The following is a 23,399-nucleotide window of genomic DNA, read 5'->3' as shown; positions in this document are numbered from 1 at the left end:
CGTATTCCATCTTAACTGCGTGACACATCTACTGTTTATGGTGCATACTGTGTGTGCTGCATACAGAAAGGATGGATCATGAATCCGACCATCGAGATCACCGATCTCCGGCAGAGCTACGGCCGTCGAGCCGTGCTCGACGGGATCACCCTCGGGATCGAGGGCGGCGTCTTCGCGCTGCTCGGCCCGAACGGAGCCGGCAAGACCACGCTGGTCTCCGTCCTGAGCACGCTGCTGCGGCCCGACTCGGGCTCCGCCCGGATCCTGGGGCACGACGTGGTGCGCGAAGCCTCGACCGTGCGACGCCTCATCGGTGCGACGGGTCAGTACGCCTCGATCGACGAGGCGCTGACCGGTCGGGAGAACCTCGTGATGATCGGCCGCCTGCTCGGCCTCGGCGCCCGCCGGGCCAAGCTGCGCGCCGAAGAGCTGCTGGGGTCCTTCGAACTCGAGGACGCGGCGGACCGCCGCGTCGGCGGCTACTCGGGCGGCATGCGCCGCCGCGTCGATCTCGCCGCGTCCCTCGTGCTCCCGCCCGCCGTGCTGTTCCTCGACGAACCGACGACCGGTCTCGACCCGGCCAGTCGCTCCCGGCTCTGGTCGGACGTGGCTCAGCTCGCCGCGGACGGCTGCTGCGTGTTCATGACCACGCAGATGCTCGACGAGGCGGAAGCGCTGGCGGATCGCGTCGCGATCCTGCAGGACGGCACGATCGTCGCCGACGGCACGGTCGCGGAACTCACCAGGCTCGTCGGCGAGGAGACCGCGGTGCTCGTCGACCGCGATGGCGGCACCGTCCGCACCCTCGACGTTCCGGGCAGCGCGGCCGGCCTCGCCGCAGCGCTGGCGGGCCTCGAACCGGCGGAGCGAGAGCTCCGCGTGGAACTGCGCCGACCGACCCTGGACGACGCGTTCATCGCGCTCACCCGGCGGGAATCCGGGACCGAACGTGTCGAGGTCGCCGCATGAGCGCCATCGCCCTGCACCCCGGAACCGGGCCGATCGCGGCGAGCCGGATCTTCGTCGGACGCAGCCTCCGGCACAGCTTGCGCGACGGCGAGGGGCTCTCGCTCGCGATCGTCCTGCCGGTCATGCTCATGCTGCTGTTCACGTTCGTGTTCGGCGGCGCCATCGACGCCGGCGGCGGCTACGTCGATTTCGTCGTCCCCGGCATCATCGTGCTGTGCTCGGGGTTCGGTGCCGCATCCGTCGCCGTCTCGGTCAACCGCGACCTGACGGGCGGCGCGATGCAGCGCTTCCGCAGCCTGCCGATGCCGGCCGCGACCTGCCTCGTCGGCCATGTCGTCGCGAGCGTCCTGCGGAATCTGCTCGCGACCGCGGTGGTCGTCGGGGTCGCGCTCCTCCTCGGGTTCCGTCCCGTGGCCGGCGTCGCGGAATGGTGCGCGGCGATCGGGCTGGTGCTCGGCTGGATCCTGGCGGTCACGGTCGTATTCGCGGCGATCGGGTTGCTCGCATCCAGTCCTGAGGCGGCGAACGGCTACGGCTTCGTGCTGCTGTTCCTGCCCTATCTGTCGAGCGCGTTCGTGCCGCTCGAGAGCCTGCCATCCTGGCTCGAACCGATCGCTTCGGCTCAGCCGGTGACGCCGCTCGTGGAATCGATCCGGGCGCTGCTGCTCGGGCAGGATCCCGGCATGCAACCGCTCTTCGCCGCGATCTGGTGCGCGGGGATCGTACTGGCGGGGGCCGCGGTCGCCGTCTGGCGCTTCCCCAAGCGGTGATCCGTCGCGCGGGAGGCACGAGTCGGCCGTCATCCCGCGACTCCGCCGTCGCGCGGGATGACGGCCGTGCATCTCAGGCGACGCGGTGCTCGTGCAGCTCGCTGCTCAGATGGGTACCGTTGAGCTCGACGTAGAGCTGCCCCTCGGTGCGCGACACGGAGAGGTCGCTGCGACGCTCGATCGCGGCGACCGCCGCGTCGATGAAGCCGGGATCGAAACTGCGCAGGACGAGGTCCCCGGAACGGTGGATCTGCTTGCCGTCCCAGGAGGCCAGCACTTTCGCGGGGTCGCGGTGCGTGTAGACCGCCGCGTGCTCCGCGAGCTTGCTGGCGCTGTGCATGCGGGCGGCGTCGGGGGAGCCGACCTCGATCCAGCCGGTGATCCGCCCGGTCAGGTCCTTCACGAGCACGGCCGGCTCGTCGGTGGTCGAGACGCCGCCGCCGAACTCGATGCCCTCGCGGTACTCGAGGCAGTAGGCCAGGATCCGGGTCATCATGTACGCGTCCGTCTCGGACGGATGCCGGGCGACGCGGATCGTGAAGTCGTCGTAGACCCCGCGATCGACGTCGGCCAGCTGCACGCTGAAGGTGTGAATCGTCGATCCGATGGCCATAGCGTTCGAGCCTACCGGTTGCGCGTGCGAGCGGTCGCCGGAGCGCTCCAGGGGTCCTCGGGCCAGGGGTGCTTCGGGTAGCGGCCGCGCATCTCGCGGCGCACCTCCTGGTAGGGGCCGTTCCAGAACGATCGCAGATCGGAGGTGACGGCGAGCGGGCGACGTGCGGGGGAGAGCAGGTGGAACCGCACCGGGACGCGGCCGCCCGCCAGTCGGGGGTCTCGGCGAGACCGAAGACCTCCTGCAGCTTGGCGGCCACGACGGGCTGCTCGGGAACGTCCACCGCATCGGCGTCGCCCGGCTGCGGATACTCGACCCGGGCGGTGGAGCCGGAGGGGAGCGGGAGCCGTTCGGGAGCGAGCTCCTCGAACCGCGCCGCTTCTGGCCAGGGAAGCAGTCGACGCAGTGCCTGCGCCAGGTCGATCCCGTGCAGCGAGCCGCCAGGACGCATGCGTTCGAGGTCGGGTCCGAGCCACGCGTCGATCCGACCGAGCAGCGCGGCGTCGCTCACCTCGGGCCAGGGGTCGCCCAGTTCGCGGTGCAGGAGGGCGAGGCGCCCGCGCAGGGAGCGTGCGGAATCGGACCAGTCGAGGGCCTCGAGCCCGAGCTCGCGCAGGTGCGCAGCGAAAGCCGGGCCGGCGTCCTCCGGACGCGCCGCGGCGGGCGTCGACGCGAGCGGGATCGCGCCGAGGCGCCGGACCAGGCGCACCCGGATCCGCCCCTCCACGACGGCCGTGGTCCGCTCCTCGACGAGATCGTGCGCGCCGAGGCGCAGCGCATCGTCCTCGGTCAGCGCGGCCGCGAGACGGATCACGGCACCGGTCCCGTCGGCGGCCCGGCCCGCGGCGCGCTGCACCTCGCGCACCGCGATCCACTCGTTGCCCAGCAGGGCGCTGCCCTCGGGCAGCGCCGCGCGAGTGCCGCTCGCGAGCAGATAGGAACGCGAGTGCTCGCCGGTCCGACGGGCGATCCACTCGGGCCTGGCGAGCGCGGTGACGATACCCGCGTCCGTCCCTGCCGAGCGGCGCGACGGCGCCTCTCCGGGTGCCGAGCGCGACGCAGGAGCCGTGCCGTCGTCCTCCTCGGCGAGCCGTGCGAGCCGCTCGGTCTCGCGCTTCCAGCGGTCGGAACCGGGAGCGCGGCCGCCGCGCAGATCGCGGAGCAGGCGCGCGAGGTCGGCATCGCTCGCGCGGTGGTCGTCGGAGACCGCGGCGACGACTTCGGCGCTGCGTCGGGAGTCGCCGAGCTCCGCGGCGCCGGCGAGCAGCGCTCGCGCCTCGCGCACGCCGATCGGGAGATGCGCCACGCGTGTTCCGAGCGCGGTGAGGCGCCCGCCCGCGTCGACCAGGTCGAGCGCTTCGAGCACGGCGACCGCGCGATCCATGGCGGCCGTCGGAGGCGGAGTGAGCAGCGCCAGGCCGCGGCCCGCGGGGGCACCCCATGCGGCCAGCAGCAGGGCGGTGTCGCTGAGGTCCGCGGTCGCGATCTCCGGCGTGAGTTCGGCAGGCATGCGGGCGAACTCGGCCTCGGAGAACGCGCGTACGACAGTGCCCGGCCCCTGGCGCGCGGCACGGCCGGCCCGCTGCTCGGCGCTGGCGCGGGAAGCGCTCACGGTGACGAGCCCCGTCATGTCGCGAGCCTGGTCGCGGCGCACCTCGCGAGACAGCCCGGAGTCCACCACGAGACGCACGCCCGGTACCGTCAGCGCGCTCTCCGCCAGCGCGGTCGAGACGACGATGCGGTGCGGATCCGTGTCGCGCAGTCGGCCGCGCACCGCGCGATCCTGCTCGCGCGGTGCGAGACGACCGTGCAGGGGCAGCACGTCGACGTCGGCGCCGTCCCGTGCGATGCGACCGCGCAGCCGATCGACGACCTCGTCGACCTCGCGAGCGCCCGGCACGAACACGAGTGCATCGGTGCCCGCTGCGGCCTGGGCGTCGGCGGCGACGTCGGCGAGGTGGGCGAGGTAGTCGCGGGTCACCCCGCGCTCGTCGAGCCGCGCGCCGTCGAAGGGGGCGTGCTCGACGCGCAGCGGGTGCAGCGCCGAGGGCACCCGCACGATGGGAGCCGGACCGTCGCCGGCGGCCGCGCCCAGCAGCTCGGCCGTACGATCCGCGTCGAGCGTGGCCGACATCGCGATGACGACGAGATCGTCGCGCAACGCCCGGACCTCCGAGACGAGGCCGAGCAGCAGATCGCCGTCGAGCGATCGCTCGTGCACCTCGTCGAGGATCACGGCGTCCACGTCGTCGAGCGCCGGGTCCGCGATGAGCCGCCGCAGCAGCACGCCCGGGGTGACGACCTCGATCCGGGTATCGCGGCCCGCACGGCGTTCGCCGCGGACGGTGAAGCCGACGTGCTCGCCGATGGCGCTGCGATCGAGTTCGGCGAGGCGGGCAGCTGAGGCTCGCGCGGCCACACGGCGCGGCTGAGTGAGGATCGTGCGGCCGGTCCGGCGCGCGGAACCTGATCCGCCCTGCGCGAGCAGGTTCGCGACGAGCGGCGGCACGAAGGTGGTCTTGCCGGTTCCGGGAGGGGCGGTGACCACCAGCGCGCCGTGCGCGAGCGCTCGGCGGAGCTCGTCGCCGGCTCGGCTGACGACGAGGCCCGCGCCGATGGCGTCGAGGTCGAAGCGGTGGATCGGCACGCCACTCATCTTAGGGAGCGGCGAGTGCTCCACCTCAGGATGCGGGGGCGGCGTCCGGGATCGAGATGGGCGCCTTGCCGTCGGCCCACACGGGGGCGGGCAGCACGGTACCGGCGCTGCCGTCCTGGATCTGCTTGAGCGCCGCGGCGATCTCGTCGGCGTTCTGCGGCACCTCGAGGCCGCAGGTGCGCATCTCGCTGGCGAACTTCAGGGTCAGACGGTTCTTGCCCGCCTCGACCGCCTGGGCGGTCGTGCCGGTGCGCTTGTCGCTGCCCGTCTGGATGTCGGAGACCTGATCGCACACGTGATAGACCTTGCCGCCGTCGACCCAGACGACCTGATCCTTGCCGAGCAGCTGGATGACGGTCGACTGGTCCGCCGTGTACTTCTCGACCGACGGCGGGTTGTAGTCGATGCCGAGCGCCACGGCCGCGAGGGCGACCACGATGCCGATCGCGCCCGCGATACCCTTCTGCTTCCCGTTCATGTCCTTGTTCAGGAAGATGAGGATGATGAGCGGCAGGAACGCGACGATCGCGATGATGGCGCCGAGCTGGTTCTGGACGAAGAACCGGACGGTGTCCGAGCGCCGGGCGGGGTCCAGACGGTTCGCGCGCTTCCAGAGCATCGAGCCGGTGATCGAGAGCGCGCCGATCACGACGATCGCGATGATCAGCGAGACGAAGGCCCACTGCGGGAAGGTGCTCGTCGAGGCCGAGGACTCGAGGATGCCCGTCTGCGGATTGCGCACCAGCTCGCCGTCGGTGCCGGTCACCTCGCGCTGTCGGAGCAGCCAGAAGATCGAGACGGCCTCGAGCACGATGGCGACGGCCCACAGGATCGCGGCGATCCAGCGGAACCGGGTCGCCTTCGCCTTGGCCTCGGGGGTGGGGGTCCAGCCCGCGGGCGGCTCGGTGCCCTCGGCGGGCGTCGGCGCCTGCTTGCGGCGCGGGGTGCGTGCGTCGGACACGGTGGGCCTCTTCTCGAGCTGGATCGTCGATACTGTGCACAGCCTACTGGTCGGCAGTGACGGAGCGAAGGGGTCGCGACGACGGAGTCGCGCGCGATCGCTCAGGCGGGAGCGGATAGGCTGGAATCCATGCGAAAGAAGTCGAACGCCGAGGCGCGCGAGAGCACCCTGGCCAGCGGCTGGGTGGTCGAGGGCGAAGAGCCGTCGGCGCCCGTTGGTGCGTCCGCCGGCACCCCTGCGGAGCCGCGGCCCGACGGCGCGACCGATGCCGGTGGTCGCGCGGCGGGCGACGGGAGTGCGCCGGATTCGGATCCCGTGGCCGGCCCCGAACAGGCGAGCAACGCGGTGCTGGTGCTGCTCGGCGTCTTCGGCGGGCTCTATGCGCTCTACACCTGGGGCTGGTTCGTCGTGGCCAAGGCCTACGCCGACTTCAACACCACGGTGGCCGCGGGCAGCGGCTCCTTCGGGCAGGTGCTGCAGCAGGTCCTGTTCTGGGCCGCACCGTTCGCCACCGTGCTGTGGTTCCTCTCGGCGGTCCTGTTCCTGCGCCGCCGCACGGTCTGGCTCGGCATCGCGCTCGTGCTCGGCGCCGTGGTCCTCCTTCCGCTCCCGATGCTGGTGGTGAGTGCTCAGTGAACCGTTTCTCCGTGATCGCCGCGTGGATCGCGGGCCTGCTCGTCACCGGGCTCTACGCCTATGCCGTGTTCGTGCAGTTCGGCAACCTGCTGGGCATGCAGGAGCTGGGTTCGCGCCTCGGCCTCGGCTTCAGCCCGCTCGGCTGGTTCTGGCTGCTCTTCGGGATCGTGCTGCCCTTCCTGGTGCTCTTCGCCGCTCTGCTGCTGGGGCGCAGGCTGCGCGCCTGGGGGCGCGTGCTGCTGCTCGCGGCGGGCCTCGCGGTCGTCGCCGTCGCGCAGCTCGACGTCATGCACGTCGTGCCGCAGGCCGGTTTCTTCGCGTGACGCCGTGTCGCGGACGCTTCCGCGGCACGGCTAAGCTGGAATTCGGGCGCCCGTAACGGGCGTGACGTCTCCGACCCCGAAGGAACCGCTCCTTGGCTACTCCTGTCGTCCTCATCGCTGAACAACTCTCGCCGGCCACCATCGCCGCGCTCGGTCCGGATTTCGACGTGGTCAACGTCGACGGCACCGATCGTGCGGCGCTGAAGGAAGCGCTGGCCACCGCGGATGCGGTGCTCATCCGATCCGCCACCCAGATCGACGCGGAGGCGCTCTCCTGGGCGCCGCAGCTCAAGGTCGTCGCCCGCGCGGGCGTGGGCCTCGACAACGTCGACATCAAGGCCGCCACGCAGGCCGGCGTCATGGTCGTCAACGCGCCGACCTCCAACATCATCAGCGCGGCGGAGCTCACCGTCGCGCACATCCTGGGCCTCGCCCGCAACCTGCAGCGCGCGCACGCGTCGCTGTCTGCAGGGGAGTGGAAGCGCTCCTCGTTCACCGGAACCGAGCTGTTCGAGAAGACCATCGGTATCATCGGCCTCGGACGCATCGGTGCACTCGTGGCCGAGCGGCTGCGCGGCTTCGGCGTCGAGCTCATCGCGTACGACCCCTACATCACGGCGGCGCGCGCCCAGCAGCTGGGAGTCGAGCTGGTCGAGCTCGACGACCTCGTCGCCCGGGCCGACTTCCTCACCATCCACATGCCCCGCACGCCCGAGACCACCGGCATGATCGGCGAAGCGCAGCTCAAGGCCATGAAGCCGACCGCGTTCGTGGTGAACGTGGCCCGTGGTGGCCTCATCGACGAGGCGGCGCTCGCCGCTGCGCTCGCCGATGGCGAGATCGCCGGCGCAGCGCTCGACGTGTTCGTGCAGGAACCCCCGGCCGACGCCTCGCTGACCGGCCTGCCGAACACCAACGTGACCCCGCACCTGGGCGCCTCGACCGAGGAGGCCCAGGAGAAGGCGGGCGTCTCGGTCGCCAAGTCGGTGCGTCTGGCGCTCGCGGGCGAACTCGTGCCCGACGCGGTCAACGTCGCCGGCGGCGTGATCAACGAGTACGTGAAGCCGGGCCTGCCGCTCACCGAGAAGCTGGGCCAGGTCTTCGCCGGCCTCGCCAACGGTCCGGTCACCGCGCTCGATATCGAGGTGCACGGCGAGCTGGCCGAGCACCGCGTCGAGGTCCTGCGTCTCGCCGCGCTCAAGGGCCTCTTCTCGAAGATCGTCAGCGATCCCGTCTCGTACGTCAACGCCCCGCTGCTCGCGGAGCAGCGCGACCTCGAGGTGCGGTTCAGCGTCGACGCGGTCTCCGAGAGCTACCGCAACGTGATCACGCTCCGCGGCACCCTCGCGGACGGCACGCCGATCTCGGTCTCGGGCACGCTCACCGGGCCGAAGCAGGTCGAGAAGATCGTCGAGATCAACGGCTACGACCTCGAACTGCCGCTGTCGGAGCACCTCGTGGTGTTCACCTACACCGACCGCCCGGGCATCGTCGCGGCGTACGGCGGTCTGCTCGGCGAAGCCGGCGTCAACATCGCGGGCCTGCAGATCGCCCGTGACGAGAAGGCCGGTACGGCGCTCTCGGTGCTGTCGGTCGACGCCCCCGTCTCCGAGGAACTGCTGGCGCAGCTCGGCACGGCCATCGAGGCTGATTCGCTCCACGCGATCGACATCGTCGAGGACTGATCCCGCGACCGTTCGAACGGCGCTCCGACCACGCGGTCGGGGCGCCGTTCGTGCGTTCCCGCCGATACAAAACTATTGTGAAATGCACGAGCGTTTATCGGGTGATATGTTCGATGCATGAGTGATCGAACCGAAGAGGCGGCAATGCCCACCGAGCGGCGCGAGACCGTGCTCGCGCTCACCGCGAGCGACAAGGTGTTCGTCTGGGGCGTCGGCGGCGGCGCCGGTGTGGCGCTCGGGCTCCTGCTGCCGTGGCTGCTGGAGCACGTCTCGAAATGGCCGATCCCGTACATCGACGTCCTCAAGTTCATCGGCTCGTTCGACGCGCCCATCATGGTCGTGGGGCGGCCGGTGGTGCTCGGGGCGATCGGCCTCGTCATCGCGTTCTTCATCACGCACGAGAGCGCGGTCCTGCGCATCACCGATGCCGAGATCGTCGTCGAAGAGGGGGAGGATCGCCGCGTGATCCCCCGGGAGCTCGTCGCCGGCGTGTACCGGCGTGGCGGCAAGGTGCGCATCGACGCCGCCGCAGGGCGCGTGCTCTACGACGGCGACGTCGAGGGCAAGCGGGCAGCGGTCTCGGCGGCGTTCATCGAGCACGGGTACCCCTGGGAGAACGTCGAGCCGCCCGGAGACTCTCGGTGACCGGTCCCGCAGCGGGCGCCGGCGGGGCGGTGCCCGGGGCCGGATCCGCGACTCGGGTGTCGCCCCGCACGCTGATCGAGGCCTGCATCTCGGCCGAGGGACGCGCCGAACTCGACGTCGTCTACGATCTCGGCCTCGCGCTGGGACTGCCCGAGCAGACGGTGCGGCTCGCGCTGCGGCGCATGCAGGGCGAGGGGATCCTGGAGCAGCGCGGCCGCGGGCGTTCGGGCCACCTGGTGCTGACGGCGCAGGGCGAGCTCCGCGCCGAACGGGAGCGTGCGCTCGTGGAGTTCGCGTTCGCACAGGATCGCGGCGACATCTCCTGGGACGGCTGCTGGCGCCTGTACGGCTTCTCGGTGCCGGAGCATCATCGCGCGGAGCGCGACGGGCTGCGCCGGCTGCTGACGCTGCTCGGTGCCGCGCAGCTGCTGCCCGGCGTGTATGCGACGCCGCACGACCTCGGCTCCGAGCTGCGCCGATCGGTGGCTCCCGCGACCCTCGACCGGTACCTGATCGTCTCGGTCAGCACCGATCTGCGGATGCCCGGATGCGAGACACCGCGCGACGTCGCCGAGCGGCTCTGGCCCGCGACCGAGATCGATGCGGCGTACGAGCGCCTGGCCGCCGAGGTGCATCGTCGCCCCGCGGCAGCGCCGACGGGACCGGTCGCGGTGGCGGCTCGCGCGCTCGAACTGGTGGACGCGCTCGACGCCGCCCTGCTCGCGGATCCGCTGCTGCCGCCGGAACTGCTGCCCGAAGGGTGGCGGCCGCGTCGCCTGCGCGCGGAGTTCGAAGCCGAATGGACGGCGCTCCGCGAGGCAGAGCCCGAACTGCCCGTCTTCGCCTGGGCCGAATAGCGGACGGGTGACGTCCGCGCGATGCTGGCGTAGGGTCGGGGCATGAGCGCTGAGACCGACCTGACCGAACTGGAGTTCACGGTGAACGGCTTCGTGTCGCGCACCCCGTCCGAGACCTACGAAGCGGTGGCCGATCCTGCCTTGCTCAGCCGCTATTTCACGACGGCGGGTGCGGTCGGTCGGCTCGAGGCCGGTGCGACGGTGCACTGGGACTTCGCCGACTTCCCGGGAGCGTTCCCGGTCGAGGTGCTGGAGGCCGTACCGGGGGAGCGGATCGTGATCTCGTGGGGCGGCGAGGCCGGCGTGGTCTCGGAGGGCGACGCGACCCGGGTCTCGTTCGAGTTCCGCTCGGTCGACGGCGGCGCGCGGACCGAGGTTCGGATCACCGAGCGGTCCTGGGTGCTGACCCGGGCGGGTGCGCAGGCCGCGTTCGGCAACTGCATGGGCTGGACGGGATTCCTCGCCGCGCTGAAGGTGTGGCTGGAGCACGGGATCGTGCTCAGGGACGGGTTCTACAAATAGGGATCCGGCTCTCCGCGCCGGTCGCTCAGGCCGTCGCGCCTCGGGACGAGGCATCGATCTTGCGGATCGCGATGAGCTGGCTCGTGGCGAAGAGTGCGACGTCGAGGGCGACGGCGAGCACCGCGATGGCCGCGAGAGCGCCCGCCGCGGTGAGCGCGGCGGCGGCGACGAGTGAAGCGGCGAGGACGTTGACGCCCATGACGAGGCGCAGGGCGAGTCGGAGCTCGAGGCGAGCGACCATCCAGAGCACGCCGCCGGCCCAGGCCGCGACGGTGAGTCCGGCTGCGGCGAGCAGCGGGCCGGGGAGCGCGACGGCGGTGGCGATCTGGGGCGAACCTGCAGCGACGAAGACCCCGAGGACCAGGCAGTAGGCGGCGTCGAGCCGCAGGCTCCAGGTGCCGAGGGAACGGCCGGTGAGGCGTCGCATGCCGCCAGTATGCCAGCTCGGCTCCTCCGGGGTTGTGGTGCGGCTCAGCCTCGTCCGCCGCGAAAAGCGGGCCGAAACGGTCGCGCGATGCTAGCCTGGGTGAGCAGGCGTCTGTCTGCATCAACGATGAATCGAGCACGTCGGCAGCGTGCTGGTCTTCGGTGGTGGATCCCTCAGCCCGACCCCGGCCCGTTCGGGGCGGTGAAACGGCAGGGTGGTCTTCGACTGTCGATCAGCGCCTCGTCCACACGAATCCGCGTTCGAGGCAGCTCGCCGCGTGCTCAAAGCACGTAAGGAGAACCCGTGGAGGGTCCTGAAATCAAGTTCGCCGAGGCCGTTCTCGACAACGGCAAGTTCGGCAAGCGCACCATCCGTTTCGAGGCCGGCCGCCTCGCGCAGCAGGCGCAGGGCGCGGTCGCCGCGTACCTCGACGAGGAGACCATGCTCCTCTCGGCCACCAGCGCCTCCAAGCAGCCGAAGGATCACTTCGACTTCTTCCCGCTGACCGTCGACGTCGAGGAGCGCTCGTACGCCGCCGGCAAGATCCCCGGCTCGTTCTTCCGCCGCGAGGGCCGCCCCTCGACCGAGGCGATCCTCGTCTGCCGCCTGATCGACCGTCCGCTGCGCCCGTCGTTCGTCGACGGACTCCGCAACGAGGTCCAGATCGTCATCACCGTCCTGAGCATCGCCCCCGGCGAGTTCTACGACGCGCTCGCGATCAATGCGGCATCGGCCTCGACCCAGATCTCGGGCCTGCCCTTCTCGGGTCCCATCGCCGGCGTGCGCCTCGCGCTCATCGGCGACCAGTGGGTCGCGTTCCCCAACGTGGAGCAGCTGAAGGACGCCGTCTTCGACCTGACGGTCGCGGGCCGCATCGTCACCAAGGCCGACGGCACCGAGGACGTCGCGATCATGATGGTCGAGGCCGAGGCCACCGAGGGGTCCTGGAACCTCATCAAGGCCGGCGCGACCAAGCCCGACGAGGCCGTCGTCGCCCAGGGCCTCGAAGCCGCGAAGCCCTTCCTCTCGCAGCTCGTCAAGGCTCAGGAGCAGCTCGCGGCCCAGTCCGCGAAGGAGGTGCAGGAGTACCCCGTGTTCCTGCCCTACACCGACGAGGCCTACGCCGCCGTCGCGGCCCTCGCCGAGACCGAGCTCGCCGGCATCTACCAGATCGCCGACAAGCAGGAGCGCCAGGACGCCGACGACGCCCTCAAGGCTCGCGTCAAGGAGGCCATCGCGGCCAAGGTCGAGGCCGGCGAACTGCCCGCCGAGGTCGAGGGCCAGGTGTCCGCCGCCTACAAGTCCGTCACCAAGAAGATCGTGCGCGGTCGCATCCTCTCCGAGGGCGCGCGCATCGATGGCCGCGGCCCCCGCGACATCCGCGATCTCGACGCCGAGGTGCAGGTCATTCCCCGCGTCCACGGCTCGGCGATCTTCCAGCGCGGCGAGACCCAGATCATGGGCGTCACCACGCTGAACATGCTCAAGATGGAGCAGCAGATCGACTCACTGTCGCCCGTCACCAGCAAGCGCTACATGCACCACTACAACTTCCCGCCCTACTCGACCGGTGAGACCGGCCGCGTGGGTTCGCCGAAGCGTCGCGAGATCGGGCACGGCTTCCTCGCCGAGCGCGCCCTCGTGCCGGTGCTGCCCGCTCGCGACGAGTTCCCCTACGCCATCCGCCAGGTCTCCGAGGCGCTCGGCTCCAACGGCTCCACCTCGATGGGCTCCGTCTGCGCTTCGACGCTGTCGCTGCTCAACGCCGGTGTGCCGCTGCGCGCGCCCGTCGCAGGCATCGCCATGGGCCTCGTCTCCGACGAGGTCGACGGCGAGACCCGCTACGCGACCCTCACCGACATCCTCGGTGCCGAGGACGCGCTCGGCGATATGGACTTCAAGGTCGCTGGCACCTCGGAGTTCGTGACCGCGCTGCAGCTCGACACCAAGCTCGACGGCATCCCCTCCGACGTGCTCGCCGGCGCCCTGTCGCAGGCGAAGGAGGCTCGCACCACGATCCTCAGCGTCCTGAACCAGGCGATCGACGCCCCCGACGAGATGGCGCCCACCGCGCCCCGCGTCATCACGGTCAACATCCCGGTCGACAAGATCGGCGAGCTGATCGGCCCCAAGGGCAAGACGATCAACGGCATCCAGGACGAGACCGGCGCCGACATCTCGATCGACGACGACGGCACCGTCTACATCGGTGCGGTCGATGGTCCCTCGGCCGAGGCCGCTCGCGCCCAGGTCAACGCCATCGCCAACCCGCAGAACCCCGAGGTCGGCGAGCAGTACCTCGGCACCGTCGTGAAGAACGCCACCTTCGGCGCCTTCGTGTCGCTGCTCCCCGGCAAGGACGGCCTGCTGCACATCTCGGAGGTGCGCAAGCTCGTCGGTGGCAAGCGCATCGAGTCCGTCGACGAGGTGCTCTCCATCGGGCAGAAGATCCTCGTGCAGATCACCAAGGTCGACGACCGCGGCAAGCTGTCGCTCGCCCCGGTCCTCGAAGAGGAGGCTGCTGAGGCCGAGGCCCCCGCGGCCGACGCCGCGACCGAAGAGGCCGCGGCCGAGTAGTCAGGTGAATCGGATTCCGATCCGGCACTGATCGAGCCCCGGGCGCTTCGGCGCCCGGGGCTTCGTCGTGCCCGAGCACCGCCAGCGCCGCCTGGAACCTGGCACAGTCGAAGCCGTGACCGGCGCACCCTTCCCGCCGCCCGAACTCGAATCCGTGCTCGAAGCGATCCGGGTCGATGCCGCTGCCGGTCGCTTCGCGCACCGGGGGTATCCACCCTCGTCGACGAGCACATCGCTGTGCTGCACGTGCGCGTCTCCGAGTTCTCGATCTATCTGTCGAGAGCGTGGTCTGTCGTCGAGAGCGTGCCTGAAGCGCGTTACTTCGGCCCCGGTCTCGACAGATGGCCCGGGCCCGGGGCCGTGGGTCAGGCACAGGTCCGAGGTCCAGGCTCGGGGGCGGGGTCCGGCGAGCGTCTCGGGGCGTCACACTCGCTTCAGCCGGACATTCGTATGCATAATGGGAGACATTATGGAATCGAATGCAATGGTCGTGGTCCTCGCGCTCGCGGGGCTCGTCGTCGGGGCGACGCTGCTCGGGCTGCTGCTGCGCGCCAAGCAGACGCGCGTGCGGCCCGCTTCGGCGGACGATGCGGCGGAGCGGATCCGCCCGGCGGATCTCGCGCCCCCGATCGGCGAGACGCCTGGCGCGACCTTCGCGGCACCGGAATTCGGCGAACGGCTGACGCTCGTGCAGTTCAGCACCGAGACCTGCGCGCGGTGCCCCGCGAGCGCGCGCAGCCTGGCGGGGGCGGCCGACGCGATCGACGGCGTGCGTCACGTCGAGATCGACGTGACGCGCCGCGACGACCTGATCCGGCGCTTCTCGGTGCTGCGCACCCCGACGGTGCTCGTGCTCGACGCGCAGCACCGCCTCCGTGCCCGGGTGTCGGGTCCGGTCAGCGCGCAGCACGCCCGCGAACTCGTCGAAGCGCACGCGAGTGCCGGGCGCCCGACCGAAAGGAACCTCGCATGAGCTCGTCCACCGCACCGGGGAGCGCGGCACCGGGATCCGCCGCATCCTCGACCCCCGGAGTCTCGGGGGTGGATCCGCGCGGACCGAGGTTCGCAGCCGGGATCACGGCCGCCCTGCTGCTCGTCGACGTCGCGCTGGCGCTGCTGACCGGGAGCGCCACCGACGGCGCGGCGCTCGCCGCGCGCTCGCCCCTCGAACGCCTGGCCGAGCCCGCATCGCTGCTCCTGCTGGTGCTCTTCGCCCTCTTTGTCTGGGGCGCGACCGCGGGGGTGCGCCGGCATCCCTTCGGGCTGCTGTTCGCGCGCGTCGTCCGCCCTCGCCTCGGGCCGCCCGAAGAGCTGGAACCGGTGGAACCGCCCACCTTCGCGCAGGGCGTCGGCGCGTTCGTGGTGGGCGCCGGGCTCGTGCTGCACGCGTTCGGGGTGCCCTGGGCACTGCCGGTCGCGGCCGCCGCGGCGTTCATCGCCGCGTTCCTCAACGCGGTGTTCGCCTTCTGCCTCGGGTGCGAGCTGTATCTCGTCCTCCGCAGAGCGCGTGTGATCCGCTGAGCGCGGAGACGCCTGTGGAGACTCGGCACGGGAACGACCGACGCAATAGGCTGGGGCAATGCCAGAACCCCTCTACCTGCCACTCGACCTGCCCGAGCTCGAGGCCGACCTCGGCGGCGGTCTCGTGCGCCGCACCGTTCACCCGAGCGGCCTGCGCATTCTCACCGAGCGCATGCCCGGCGCACGCAGCGCGACCATCGGGTTCTGGGTCGGCGTCGGTTCGCGCGACGAACAGGCGGAGCGCGACGACGCTCCGGGCAGCCTCGGCTCAACCCACTTCCTCGAACACCTGCTGTTCAAGGGAACTCCGCAGCGCGACGCCTACCAGATTGCGACGAGCTTCGACCGCATCGGTGCCGAGCACAACGCGCTGACGGCGAAGGAATACACCTGCTACTACGCCAAGGTGCGCGATGTCGACCTCGACGACTCGGTCGCGGTGCTCGCCGACATGGTCACCAGTTCGGTGCTCGACGCCGACGAGTTCGAGAACGAGCGCGAAGTCATCCTCGAAGAGCTCGGCATGGCCGCGGACGACCTGGCCGACGTGGCCAACGAACGCTTCTTCGAACAGGTCATGGGTGAGCACGCACTCGGTCGCCCCATCGGCGGTCTGCCCGAGACCATCCGAGCCGCACGCCGCGACGACGTCGAACGGCACTACCGCAACACCTACCGTCCCTCGACGCTCGTGGTCACCGTCGCCGGAGCAGTCGACCACGACCGCCTGGTCGAGCAGGTCGTCGCCGCGCTCGCCGCATCCCCCGAATCCCGGTGGGACCCGTCGGTTCCGGCCGCGCCCGCAGCTCGGCGCGACAGCGACGAGGTGGCGCTTCCCGGGGCGGGGGAGGCCCGCACCACCGTGAGCGAGCGGCCGAGCGAGCAGGTCAACCTGATGATCGGCACCCGGGGGCTGCGCGCATCCGACCCCCGTCGCTTCGCCTTCGGCATCATGAACTCGGTGCTCGGCGGCGGCATGTCCAGCCGCCTCTTCCAGGAGATCCGCGAGAAGCGAGGCATGGCCTACTCGACCTATTCGTTCGGCGCGAGCTACTCCGACGCCGGGCTCTTCGGCATGTACGTGGGGTCGGCGCCGCAGAAGGCCCGCGAGGTCGTTCGACTCGCGCAGGCCGAGCTGCAGCGCGTCGCCGAGCGCGGCATCACGGCAGACGAGCACGAGCGGTCGCTGGGACAGATCGCCGGGTCCTCGGCGCTCGCCCTCGAAGACTCCGACACCCGCATGGGGCGCCTCGCGAGGGCCGAACTGGGGTCCGGCGAACTCTTCGGCCTCGACGCTTCGCTGGAACGGTTCACCGCGGTCACCGGCGACGAGATCCGCGAGGTCGCCGCGCTCATCGCAGAACGACCCATGTCGGTCGTCGCCGTCGGCGAGGTCTCGCGCTCGGGACTCGAAAGCTCATGAGCGGGCACGGGTCGAGCGGCCCCCTGGTGCAGTCCGCAGGGGCCGCGGTCATCGGGTCGGGGCCAAACGGACTCGCAGCGGCGGTCACGCTCGCCCGCGCGGGCGTACCGGTCACGGTGTTCGAAACCCGCGGTACGCCGGGCGGCGGCACGCGCACCGAAGACCGAGTCCTGCCCGGGGTGCTGCACGACACCTGCTCGGCCGTGCACCCCATGGCGCTCGCCTCCGAGTTCTTCCAGCGCTTCGAACTCACGCGGCGCATGGACTTCGCCGTGCCAGAGGCGTCCTACGGCCATCCCCTCGACCCCGCGGACGGCCGGGGCGGCATGGCCTACCGGTCGCTCGACCGCACCGCCGAAGAACTCGGCCGCGACGGAGCCGCCTTCCGGCGCCTCCTCCGTCCGATCGTGCGCAACATCGATGCCGTGCAGTCCTTCGCCATGGGCGGGGCGCTGCTCTCCATGCCGCGGCCGTTCGTGCCGGCGATCCCCGGCATGATCGCGCTCGGTCTCCGCGTCGCCGAACAGGGCACCCCGGCCTGGAACCTCCGGTTCTCGGAGGCCGCCGCTCCCGCACTGCTCACCGGAGTGCTGGCGCACGGCATCGGGCGCTTGCCGTCGTTCGCCACCGGTGGCGTCGGCATGGTGCTCGCCGCGCACGGCCACGCGCGCGGCTGGCCGGTCCCCATCGGCGGATCACGATCCATCGCCGATGCCCTCATCGCCGACCTCGAAGCCCACGGCGGCCGCGTGGTGACCGGGCAGCGCGTCGGATCCCTCCGGGAACTCCGCGAGCACGGCGAATTCGGGGCGGTGCTCGCCGACACCTCGGCGCGCGGGCTCGCCCGCATCGCGGGGGACGCGCTCCCGGCCGGCTACCGACGCACCCTCGAACGCCAGAAGTTCGGACCGGGCGCCTGCAAGGTCGACTTCGTGCTCGACGGTCCCGTGCCCTGGGCCGACCAGCGCATGGCCGAGACCCCCACCGTGCACCTCGGCGGCACCCGCGCCGAGATCGCCGCCGCCGAACGCGATGTGCTGCGCGGCAGGCACCCCGATTCACCGTTCGTGCTCCTGGTCCAGCCCGATCGCTTCGACCCCGCGCGCAACCCCGCCGACCGGCACGCGATCTGGAGCTACACCCACGTTCCGAACGGGTCCACCCTCGACGTCTCCGAGCGGGTCATCTCCCAGATCGAGCGCTTCGCACCCGGCTTCCGCGACCGCATCATCGCGACCGAGGTCATCACCGCAGACGACTTCTCCCGGTACAACGAGAACTCCGTCGGCGGCGACTTCAGCGCCGGCGCCGTGACCATGCGCCAGCTCCTGTCGCGACCCACCCCGGACCTCGCACCGTGGCGCACCCCGACCCCTGGCCTCTACCTCACGTCCGGCGCCGTCGCCCCCGGTCCCGGTGTGCACGGACTCGGCGGCTACTACGCCGCGCGCGACGCGCTGCAGCGCGTCTACGGTCTGCAGGAGCCCGAGCTCGGACTGCGCAACGGCCCCGCTCCCGCCCGGTAGCCTGGACCCATGAGCACCACCGTCGCCGTCTCCGGGGCCACCGGGCGCCTGGGCGCCCTCGTCTGCGAGATCATCGAGTCCGACCCCGACTTCGATTTGAGCGCCCGCCTCACGAGCGCCAGCGCCCCGGGCGACGGAGCCGACGCGACGATCCTCGTCGACGTCAGTACCCCGGATGCCTCACCCGCCATCGTCGAGCGCGCTCTCAGACGGGGCCAGCGGGTCATCGTCGGCACGAGCGGGTGGTCGGCCGAACGGCTCGCCGAACTGCAGCGCATCGTCGACGCCCTTCCCGGCGCCGCCGTGCTCGTCGTGCCCAACTTCTCGCTCGGCTCCGTGCTCGGCACCGCTCTCGCCCGCATCGCAGCCCCGTTCTTCGATTCCGTCGAGATCATCGAAGCGCACCACCCCGGCAAAGTCGACTCGCCCTCGGGAACCGCTGTGCGCACGGCCGAGCTCATCGCCGACGCGCGCGGCGGACGGGCGATCGACTCGCCGTTCGCCGAGCAGCCCGCTCGCGGCGAGCTCATCGCGGGCGTTCCCGTGCACAGCCTCCGCCTCGCGGGGGTCGTCGCCAAGCAGGAGGTCAGGTTCGGCGGTGCGGGCGAGGTGCTCTCCATCACCCACGACACCCACTCGAACGCGGCCTACGGTCCCGGAATCCGCGCGGCCCTGCGCGCGGCGGGCGAGCTCGACGGCCTCGTCGTGGGCCTCGACCGCGTACTCGGCATCGGATCCGCCGCGCAGACCGACGCGGCCGCGGAGCCGGACGCCTCCGAAGGCGCCGCGTGAACGCACGAATCCGATCCATCATCGGCGTCGTGATCATGAGCGTCCTGCTCGTGCTCTACTTCGGCTTCGCCGGCGTCCGCGCTTTCGCGCTGCTCGCGACCGGCACGCCACTCGCCGTCGCCATGGGCGTCGCTCTGCTGGTGCTCCCGCTCATCGGCGTCTGGGCGCTCGTGCGCGAACTCATGTTCGGGGCGCGCGCCACCCGGCTCGTCGATCGGCTCGCAGCCGAGGGGCGCCTGCCCGAGGAGGACGTCGACGTCTCGCCCAGCGGCCGCCCCGACCGCGATCAGGCCGATGCGGCGTTCCCCAAGTACCGGGCCGAGGTCGAAGCCGATCCGGAGTCCTGGCAGGCCTGGATGCGCCTCGGCCTCGTCTACGACGCCTGCGGCGATCGGCGCCGCGCACGCGGCGCGATCCGATCCGCCATCGCCAAGTCGCGGAGCTGACGCAGAAACATTCGGTAACTTGCCGATTGAGCAGAGTTTCGACGAATATCCTTCGCGCGATTAGGGGAACGTTCGGCGAACGACCTAAACTCGTTCGGGATCGCACCGACCGAGGGCGTCACTGACGCGCCCTCGCTCTCGCCAGCCGGTGCAAGTACGACCGGGCGCGGCGAAGCGCCCAGAGGGACGATTTCGGCATGCCACGAAAAGCTCAGCTCGCTGAACCGCCTACCCGAGCGCTCGACTCGGTGACGGGCATCAGCCGCAAGGGACTGCCCAGCGGAACGGTGGGAGTGCTCGGCGCACTCGTCATCGGCCTGTCCACGTGCGCCCCGGCGTACACCCTGACCTCCGCAGTCGGCCCCGCCGCCAGCGAAGTGGGCTACCAGACCCCGGCGATCTTCCTCATGGGCTTCATCCCCATGCTGCTCGTCGCCATCGGCTACCGCGCGCTCAACTCCGCCATGCCCGACTCCGGCACCTCCTTCACCTGGGCCACGCGCGCCTTCGGACCCTGGATCGGCTGGATGGCGGGCTGGGGGCTCATCGCCGCCACCGTGCTGGTCCTCTCGAACCTCGCGGGCGTCGCCGTCGAATTCCTCTTCCAGTCGATCAGCATCCTCGTCGGCGATCCCTCCATCGCCGACCTCGCGCAGAACAAGCTGATCAACATCGCGGTCTGCCTCGGATTCATGGCTCTGGCCACGTTCATCTCGTATCGGGGCATGACCTCGACCAAGATCTTCCAGTACCTCACCGTCATCTTCCAGATGGCGGTCATGGTCTGGTTCGTCGTCGCCATGTTCATCGGCGCGGCCGACCCGGCGAACGCCGAGGGCAAGATGCCCGAGCTCTCCTGGTTCAACCCCTTCGAGGTGTCGAGCTTCAGCGCCTTCGCGGCGGGCATCGCCGTCTCGATCTTCGTCTACTGGGGCTGGGACACCGTGCTGACCATGGGCGAGGAGACCAAGCCGTCCAAGGGGCGCATGTCGACCGAGAGCAAGGCCGCGATGATCCTCGTCGGCATCCTCGTCGTCATGTACGTCGGCACCGCGGCAGCGACCGTCGCCTTCGCCGGAGTCGGCGACGGCCCGACCGGCCTCGGCAACTCCGCGATCGCCGAGAACGTGTTCGCCGCCCTCGCGCACCCCGTAATGGGCCCTGCAGCGCTGCTGCTCTCGCTGGCGATCCTCGTCTCGGCGATGGCGTCCATCAACTCCACCGCGATCTCGCCCGCGCGCACCCTGCTCGCCATGTCGCACTACGGCGCCCTGCCCAAGTCGATCAAGAAGATCCACCCGAAGTACAAGTCGCCGTACGTCGCGCTCATGCTGTCGTCGCTCGTCGCCTCCGGCTTCTACGCGATCATGCGCTTCATCAGCAACGACGTGCTGTGGGACACCATCACCGCGCTCGGCATCATGGTCTGCTTCTACTACGGCATCACCGCCCTCGCGAGCCCGTGGTACTTCCGGAAGACCGCGTTCCGCGAGGGCTTCGGTTCGGTCCTCTCCAAGGTCGTGCTGCCCGCCATCGGCGGCATCCTGCTGCTCATCGTGTTCGTGCAGACGACGATCGACAGCATGGATCCCTCCGCAGGGTCCGGGAACAACATCGGAGGTGTCGGACTCGTCGGCATCATCGGCGTGACCGTCCTCGGTATCGGCGTCGTGCTCATGTTCCTGCAGTCGCGCGTCTCCAAGCCGTTCTTCACGGGGCAGGTGCTGCGCCGGGTCGATGCGAGCCAGGCCACCGGGGCGGTCGAGGTCTTCGACGACGGGCTCGGCTCGTAGCGGCCCGGGCCCATCGACCGGAAGCGCAGCGCCCGCCGGGCGCTGCGCTTCCGCGTCTCCGGGCTCCCGTGGAAGGATCGGGGTATGACGAGACCCGAGCCGAAGGATCCGACGTGGGGGATCCTGCGGAGCTGGGGCGTCGTCCTGCTGGTCGGGATCGCGATCTCCGGGATCTGGTGGGTCCCGCCGCTCGTCCAGTCGTGGCGGACGCCGCCGATCTCTGACGGCTTCGGGATCGGTGACGCGGTGGTCGCGCTGCGGCTCGACGCGGGCGGGACCTCGTACCTGGTGCTCGTCGACGCCGAGGGGCGCACCCGATCCGCGCAGCTCGCGGAGCGGGGCTCCGGCGAGTCGCGGGTGGTGTGGACGGAGGCGGGCCTGAGCACCGGTGATCCCGGACACGAATACCTGCTGCGCTCCGACGGGCTCACCCGGCTCGCGCTGCCCGGTCCGGGGAGTTCTCGGGCGAGCGGCAACGGCTCCCGGTCGACGGCGGCTTCGCGGTGTGGTCTGGCTCCGCCGAGGGGCAGCAGCTGGCCTTCGTCGACGCGCGCGCCGGGCGGGTGACGGCCGTCGGCGCCGGATCCTCGAGCCCGGCGCTCGCGAGCTGCGGCGGCGAGCTCGTGGAGGCGGGCGAGTACGGGGTGCGGGCCGTGACGCGCGCCTCGCGCGAGCTCGACGGCTTCGGCATACTCGACGACGTGCTCGGCCTCGCCTGCGACGCGGAGCACGTGTACGGCCTGGGGGAGATCTCGCGCGACGCGAACTCGTCCCAGACCGTGCGCGTCTGGGACCGGGCGACGGGGGAGCGGCGCGAGATCCGGGTCCGCTATCCGGAGCACGTGCTGGATTCGAGCGTCGGCACCCCGTTCGTGCGAGACGGCCGGCTGTACTGGGCCGCGGACTGGCGGCTGTGGTCGATCCGGCTGCCGAGCGGGGAGGCCGCGGCTCCGGCTCCGGTGGCGGAGGCGACGGTGGCCGCGGATCTCGGCGGGTTCATCGGCGACTACGATCCCGTCGTCGGCGGGGACGACCTCGTGCTCGCACGAGCGGGCGGCCGCGTGTACGGCGTCGCGTCGAAGGAGGAGTTCGTCAACCCGAAGCGGGGCGCGGTCCACGACCGGCTCGACGGGCTCGCGATCTTCGGCGCCGACGTGCGGACCGGGGAGCGTCGGATCGTGCTCGAGATCCACGACATCGACTTCCCGCGGCGCGACCTCAGCGTCACCTCGATCGCGGTGGATCCGAAGTGGGCGGACCGCGCCGCAGCCCGCTGATCCGCCGCTCGGCATAGACTCCTCTGGTGCCCCCGCGTTCCCCGCTGCCGCAGCGCCTCGGACTGGACTCCGCCTGGATGCGCTCGCCCGAACGCGATCCGGCGAACCCGCGCCCTTGGCCGACCATGCGCGACTGGCTGCACCATCGGCTCTCGGAGCACATCGACGTCGACGCGTTCATCGCCGACGAACGCTTCGTGCTCGACTCGGGCGAACCGCTGCGGGCGGATGCCGGCTACCGCCCGCACACCTTCGTCTGGTTCTACCGCGACCTGCCGGAGGAGACGCCGGTGCCGGGCCGCGTACGCGTCGTGCACCGCGACGAGCGGATCGTCGTGGTCGACAAGCCGCCGTTCCTCTCGTCGATCCCGCGCGGCAAGCACATCGCCGAGAGCGTCGTGGTGCGCATGCGGCACGAGCTCGGACTGCCGGAGCTGACCCCCATGCATCGGCTGGACCGGGTGACGTCCGGGCTGCTGATCCTCGCGACCGAGCGTCGCTGGCGCGGCGCCTACCAGAGCATGTTCATGCGCGGCGAGGTATCGAAGACCTACCGGGCAGTCGCCGGGATCCGCGACGGGCTCGAGCTGCCCGTCGTCGTGCGCAATCACCTGCGGAAGCGGCACGGGACCTGGCAGGGTGAGGAAGTGCCGGGTCTTGCGCCGAACGCGGAATCGCTCGTGGAACTGGAGCACGAGCTACCGGCCGCGAGCGGCGGCGAGCGCCGCGGCGTGTACCGCCTCACCCCGCGCACGGGCAAGACCCACCAGCTGCGCCTGCACATGCTGGGGCTCGGGATCCCGATCGAGGGCGATCCGCTCTATCCGGTGGTGCGGGAGGTCGCGGTCGACGACTTCGGCACGCCGTTGCAGCTCCTCGCGAGCGAGCTCCGCTTCCCGGATCCGATCGACGGCACCGAGCGCCGCTTCGCGAGCGTGCGGGAGTTCCCACTGCGTTCCTCCGGCGGCTGAGCGAGCCCG

General features: G+C 71.1%; 22 protein-coding genes and 1 pseudogene. 19 read left to right on the top strand and 4 right to left on the bottom strand.

What is annotated here, in order from left to right; translation table 11 throughout:
- Window positions 1-78 precede the first annotated feature (78 nt).
- Entirely contained in the window at window positions 79-969 is an 891-nt protein-coding gene (locus AB3K78_RS08205; protein WP_416447244.1) for an ABC transporter ATP-binding protein, read from the top strand.
- Window positions 966-1,739 (top strand): ABC transporter permease, encoded by a 774-nt coding sequence (locus tag AB3K78_RS08200; protein WP_416447243.1) that lies wholly within the window; start codon window positions 966-968, stop codon window positions 1,737-1,739. Before AB3K78_RS08205 ends, AB3K78_RS08200 begins: the two co-directional genes overlap by 4 nt.
- Window positions 1,740-1,812: 73 nt before the next feature.
- On the opposite strand, the gene AB3K78_RS08195 is transcribed toward AB3K78_RS08200, so the two are convergent.
- The 3 genes and pseudogenes from AB3K78_RS08195 to AB3K78_RS08185 form a co-directional block, all read right to left on the bottom strand.
- Window positions 1,813-2,352: a YaeQ family protein gene (locus AB3K78_RS08195; RefSeq protein ID WP_416447242.1), complete on the bottom strand. Its 540-nt coding sequence runs from the start codon at window positions 2,350-2,352 to the stop codon at window positions 1,813-1,815.
- An 11-nt stretch (window positions 2,353-2,363) separates the two neighbouring features.
- Window positions 2,364-5,008, bottom strand: a pseudogene (gene hrpB, locus AB3K78_RS08190) (ATP-dependent helicase HrpB).
- Between the two features lie 25 nt (window positions 5,009-5,033).
- Complete coding sequence (locus tag AB3K78_RS08185) at window positions 5,034-5,969, bottom strand: hypothetical protein (RefSeq protein WP_416447241.1); 936 nt, start codon at window positions 5,967-5,969, stop codon at window positions 5,034-5,036.
- Between the two features lie 129 nt (window positions 5,970-6,098).
- On the opposite strand from AB3K78_RS08185, the gene AB3K78_RS08180 reads away from it, so the two are divergent.
- From AB3K78_RS08180 to AB3K78_RS08155, 6 genes are all read left to right on the top strand, one after another.
- Complete coding sequence (locus AB3K78_RS08180) at window positions 6,099-6,605, top strand: hypothetical protein (protein WP_416447240.1); 507 nt, start codon at window positions 6,099-6,101, stop codon at window positions 6,603-6,605.
- Window positions 6,602-6,928: a hypothetical protein gene (locus AB3K78_RS08175; protein ID WP_416447239.1), complete on the top strand. Its 327-nt coding sequence runs from the start codon at window positions 6,602-6,604 to the stop codon at window positions 6,926-6,928. The genes AB3K78_RS08180 and AB3K78_RS08175 overlap by 4 nt, the downstream gene beginning before the upstream one ends.
- 92 nt (window positions 6,929-7,020) lie before the next feature.
- The gene (serA, locus tag AB3K78_RS08170) at window positions 7,021-8,613 is read left to right on the top strand and encodes a phosphoglycerate dehydrogenase (protein ID WP_416447238.1); all 1,593 of its coding nucleotides are present in this window, start codon (window positions 7,021-7,023) and stop codon (window positions 8,611-8,613) included.
- 117 nt (window positions 8,614-8,730) lie between these two features.
- Window positions 8,731-9,258: a hypothetical protein gene (locus AB3K78_RS08165; protein WP_416447237.1), complete on the top strand. Its 528-nt coding sequence runs from the start codon at window positions 8,731-8,733 to the stop codon at window positions 9,256-9,258.
- Complete coding sequence (locus tag AB3K78_RS08160; RefSeq protein WP_416447236.1) at window positions 9,255-10,115, top strand: PaaX family transcriptional regulator C-terminal domain-containing protein; 861 nt, start codon at window positions 9,255-9,257, stop codon at window positions 10,113-10,115. The genes AB3K78_RS08165 and AB3K78_RS08160 overlap by 4 nt, the downstream gene beginning before the upstream one ends.
- Before the next feature lie 42 nt (window positions 10,116-10,157).
- Window positions 10,158-10,637, top strand: coding sequence for an SRPBCC domain-containing protein (locus tag AB3K78_RS08155; protein WP_416447235.1), 480 nt, complete (start codon window positions 10,158-10,160; stop codon window positions 10,635-10,637).
- Between the two features lie 25 nt (window positions 10,638-10,662).
- Here the strand turns inward: AB3K78_RS08155 and AB3K78_RS08150 are convergent, their stop codons facing one another.
- Window positions 10,663-11,064 carry a hypothetical protein gene (locus tag AB3K78_RS08150; RefSeq protein ID WP_416447234.1) on the bottom strand — a complete coding sequence of 134 codons (402 nt, stop codon included), beginning with the start codon at window positions 11,062-11,064 and terminating at the stop codon, window positions 10,663-10,665.
- Between the two features lie 303 nt (window positions 11,065-11,367).
- Between AB3K78_RS08150 and AB3K78_RS08145 the strand changes: the two genes are divergently transcribed.
- From AB3K78_RS08145 to AB3K78_RS08095, 11 genes are all read left to right on the top strand, one after another.
- Window positions 11,368-13,641 (top strand): polyribonucleotide nucleotidyltransferase, encoded by a 2,274-nt coding sequence (locus tag AB3K78_RS08145; protein WP_416447233.1) that lies wholly within the window; start codon window positions 11,368-11,370, stop codon window positions 13,639-13,641.
- Window positions 13,642-14,110: 469 nt separating this feature from the next.
- Window positions 14,111-14,614: a TlpA family protein disulfide reductase gene (locus AB3K78_RS08140; protein ID WP_416447232.1), complete on the top strand. Its 504-nt coding sequence runs from the start codon at window positions 14,111-14,113 to the stop codon at window positions 14,612-14,614.
- The gene (locus tag AB3K78_RS08135) at window positions 14,611-15,162 is read left to right on the top strand and encodes a DUF4395 domain-containing protein (protein ID WP_416447231.1); all 552 of its coding nucleotides are present in this window, start codon (window positions 14,611-14,613) and stop codon (window positions 15,160-15,162) included. The genes AB3K78_RS08140 and AB3K78_RS08135 overlap by 4 nt, the downstream gene beginning before the upstream one ends.
- Before the next feature lie 58 nt (window positions 15,163-15,220).
- The gene (locus tag AB3K78_RS08130) at window positions 15,221-16,585 is read left to right on the top strand and encodes a M16 family metallopeptidase (RefSeq protein WP_416447230.1); all 1,365 of its coding nucleotides are present in this window, start codon (window positions 15,221-15,223) and stop codon (window positions 16,583-16,585) included.
- On the top strand, window positions 16,582-18,111 hold the full coding sequence (locus tag AB3K78_RS08125) for a phytoene desaturase family protein (protein WP_416447229.1): 1,530 nt from the start codon (window positions 16,582-16,584) through the stop codon (window positions 18,109-18,111). The genes AB3K78_RS08130 and AB3K78_RS08125 overlap by 4 nt, the downstream gene beginning before the upstream one ends.
- A 9-nt stretch (window positions 18,112-18,120) precedes the next feature.
- Window positions 18,121-18,903, top strand: coding sequence for a 4-hydroxy-tetrahydrodipicolinate reductase (dapB, locus tag AB3K78_RS08120; RefSeq protein WP_416447228.1), 783 nt, complete (start codon window positions 18,121-18,123; stop codon window positions 18,901-18,903).
- Window positions 18,904-18,938: 35 nt separating this feature from the next.
- Complete coding sequence (locus AB3K78_RS08115; protein ID WP_416447326.1) at window positions 18,939-19,349, top strand: hypothetical protein; 411 nt, start codon at window positions 18,939-18,941, stop codon at window positions 19,347-19,349.
- A 197-nt stretch (window positions 19,350-19,546) separates the two neighbouring features.
- The gene (locus AB3K78_RS08110; protein ID WP_416447227.1) at window positions 19,547-21,142 is read left to right on the top strand and encodes an APC family permease; all 1,596 of its coding nucleotides are present in this window, start codon (window positions 19,547-19,549) and stop codon (window positions 21,140-21,142) included.
- Window positions 21,143-21,226: 84 nt separating this feature from the next.
- A complete protein-coding gene (locus AB3K78_RS08105) occupies window positions 21,227-21,709 on the top strand; it encodes a hypothetical protein (protein ID WP_416447226.1) in 483 nt (160 codons plus the stop codon).
- Entirely contained in the window at window positions 21,646-22,419 is a 774-nt protein-coding gene (locus AB3K78_RS08100) for a hypothetical protein (RefSeq protein WP_416447225.1), read from the top strand. Before AB3K78_RS08105 ends, AB3K78_RS08100 begins: the two co-directional genes overlap by 64 nt.
- A 26-nt stretch (window positions 22,420-22,445) precedes the next feature.
- Entirely contained in the window at window positions 22,446-23,390 is a 945-nt protein-coding gene (locus AB3K78_RS08095; protein ID WP_416447224.1) for a pseudouridine synthase, read from the top strand.
- Window positions 23,391-23,399 lie beyond the last annotated feature (9 nt).

Origin of the sequence: Leucobacter sp. HNU (genome assembly GCF_047946755.1) — a bacterium.
GTDB lineage: Bacteria > Actinomycetota > Actinomycetes > Actinomycetales > Microbacteriaceae > Leucobacter.
This window is presented reverse-complemented; position numbering and strand designations above follow the sequence as displayed.

What these genes read in the sequence shown, in the direction of transcription:
- AB3K78_RS08105 (WP_416447226.1), top strand. Translation starts at nt 21,227, where the DNA reads ATGACGAGACCCGAGCCGAAGGATCCGACGTGGGGGATCCTGCGGAGC.
- AB3K78_RS08150 (WP_416447234.1), bottom strand. Translation starts at nt 11,064, where the DNA reads ATGCGACGCCTCACCGGCCGTTCCCTCGGCACCTGGAGCCTGCGGCTC.
- AB3K78_RS08205 (WP_416447244.1), top strand. Translation starts at nt 79, where the DNA reads ATGAATCCGACCATCGAGATCACCGATCTCCGGCAGAGCTACGGCCGT.
- AB3K78_RS08155 (WP_416447235.1), top strand. Translation starts at nt 10,158, where the DNA reads ATGAGCGCTGAGACCGACCTGACCGAACTGGAGTTCACGGTGAACGGC.
- AB3K78_RS08165 (WP_416447237.1), top strand. Translation starts at nt 8,731, where the DNA reads ATGAGTGATCGAACCGAAGAGGCGGCAATGCCCACCGAGCGGCGCGAG.
- AB3K78_RS08180 (WP_416447240.1), top strand. Translation starts at nt 6,099, where the DNA reads ATGCGAAAGAAGTCGAACGCCGAGGCGCGCGAGAGCACCCTGGCCAGC.
- AB3K78_RS08135 (WP_416447231.1), top strand. Translation starts at nt 14,611, where the DNA reads ATGAGCTCGTCCACCGCACCGGGGAGCGCGGCACCGGGATCCGCCGCA.
- AB3K78_RS08125 (WP_416447229.1), top strand. Translation starts at nt 16,582, where the DNA reads ATGAGCGGGCACGGGTCGAGCGGCCCCCTGGTGCAGTCCGCAGGGGCC.
- AB3K78_RS08110 (WP_416447227.1), top strand. Translation starts at nt 19,547, where the DNA reads ATGCCACGAAAAGCTCAGCTCGCTGAACCGCCTACCCGAGCGCTCGAC.
- dapB (WP_416447228.1), top strand. Translation starts at nt 18,121, where the DNA reads ATGAGCACCACCGTCGCCGTCTCCGGGGCCACCGGGCGCCTGGGCGCC.
- AB3K78_RS08200 (WP_416447243.1), top strand. Translation starts at nt 966, where the DNA reads ATGAGCGCCATCGCCCTGCACCCCGGAACCGGGCCGATCGCGGCGAGC.
- AB3K78_RS08140 (WP_416447232.1), top strand. Translation starts at nt 14,111, where the DNA reads ATGGAATCGAATGCAATGGTCGTGGTCCTCGCGCTCGCGGGGCTCGTC.
- AB3K78_RS08130 (WP_416447230.1), top strand. Translation starts at nt 15,221, where the DNA reads ATGCCAGAACCCCTCTACCTGCCACTCGACCTGCCCGAGCTCGAGGCC.
- AB3K78_RS08115 (WP_416447326.1), top strand. Translation starts at nt 18,939, where the DNA reads ATGAGCGTCCTGCTCGTGCTCTACTTCGGCTTCGCCGGCGTCCGCGCT.
- AB3K78_RS08195 (WP_416447242.1), bottom strand. Translation starts at nt 2,352, where the DNA reads ATGGCCATCGGATCGACGATTCACACCTTCAGCGTGCAGCTGGCCGAC.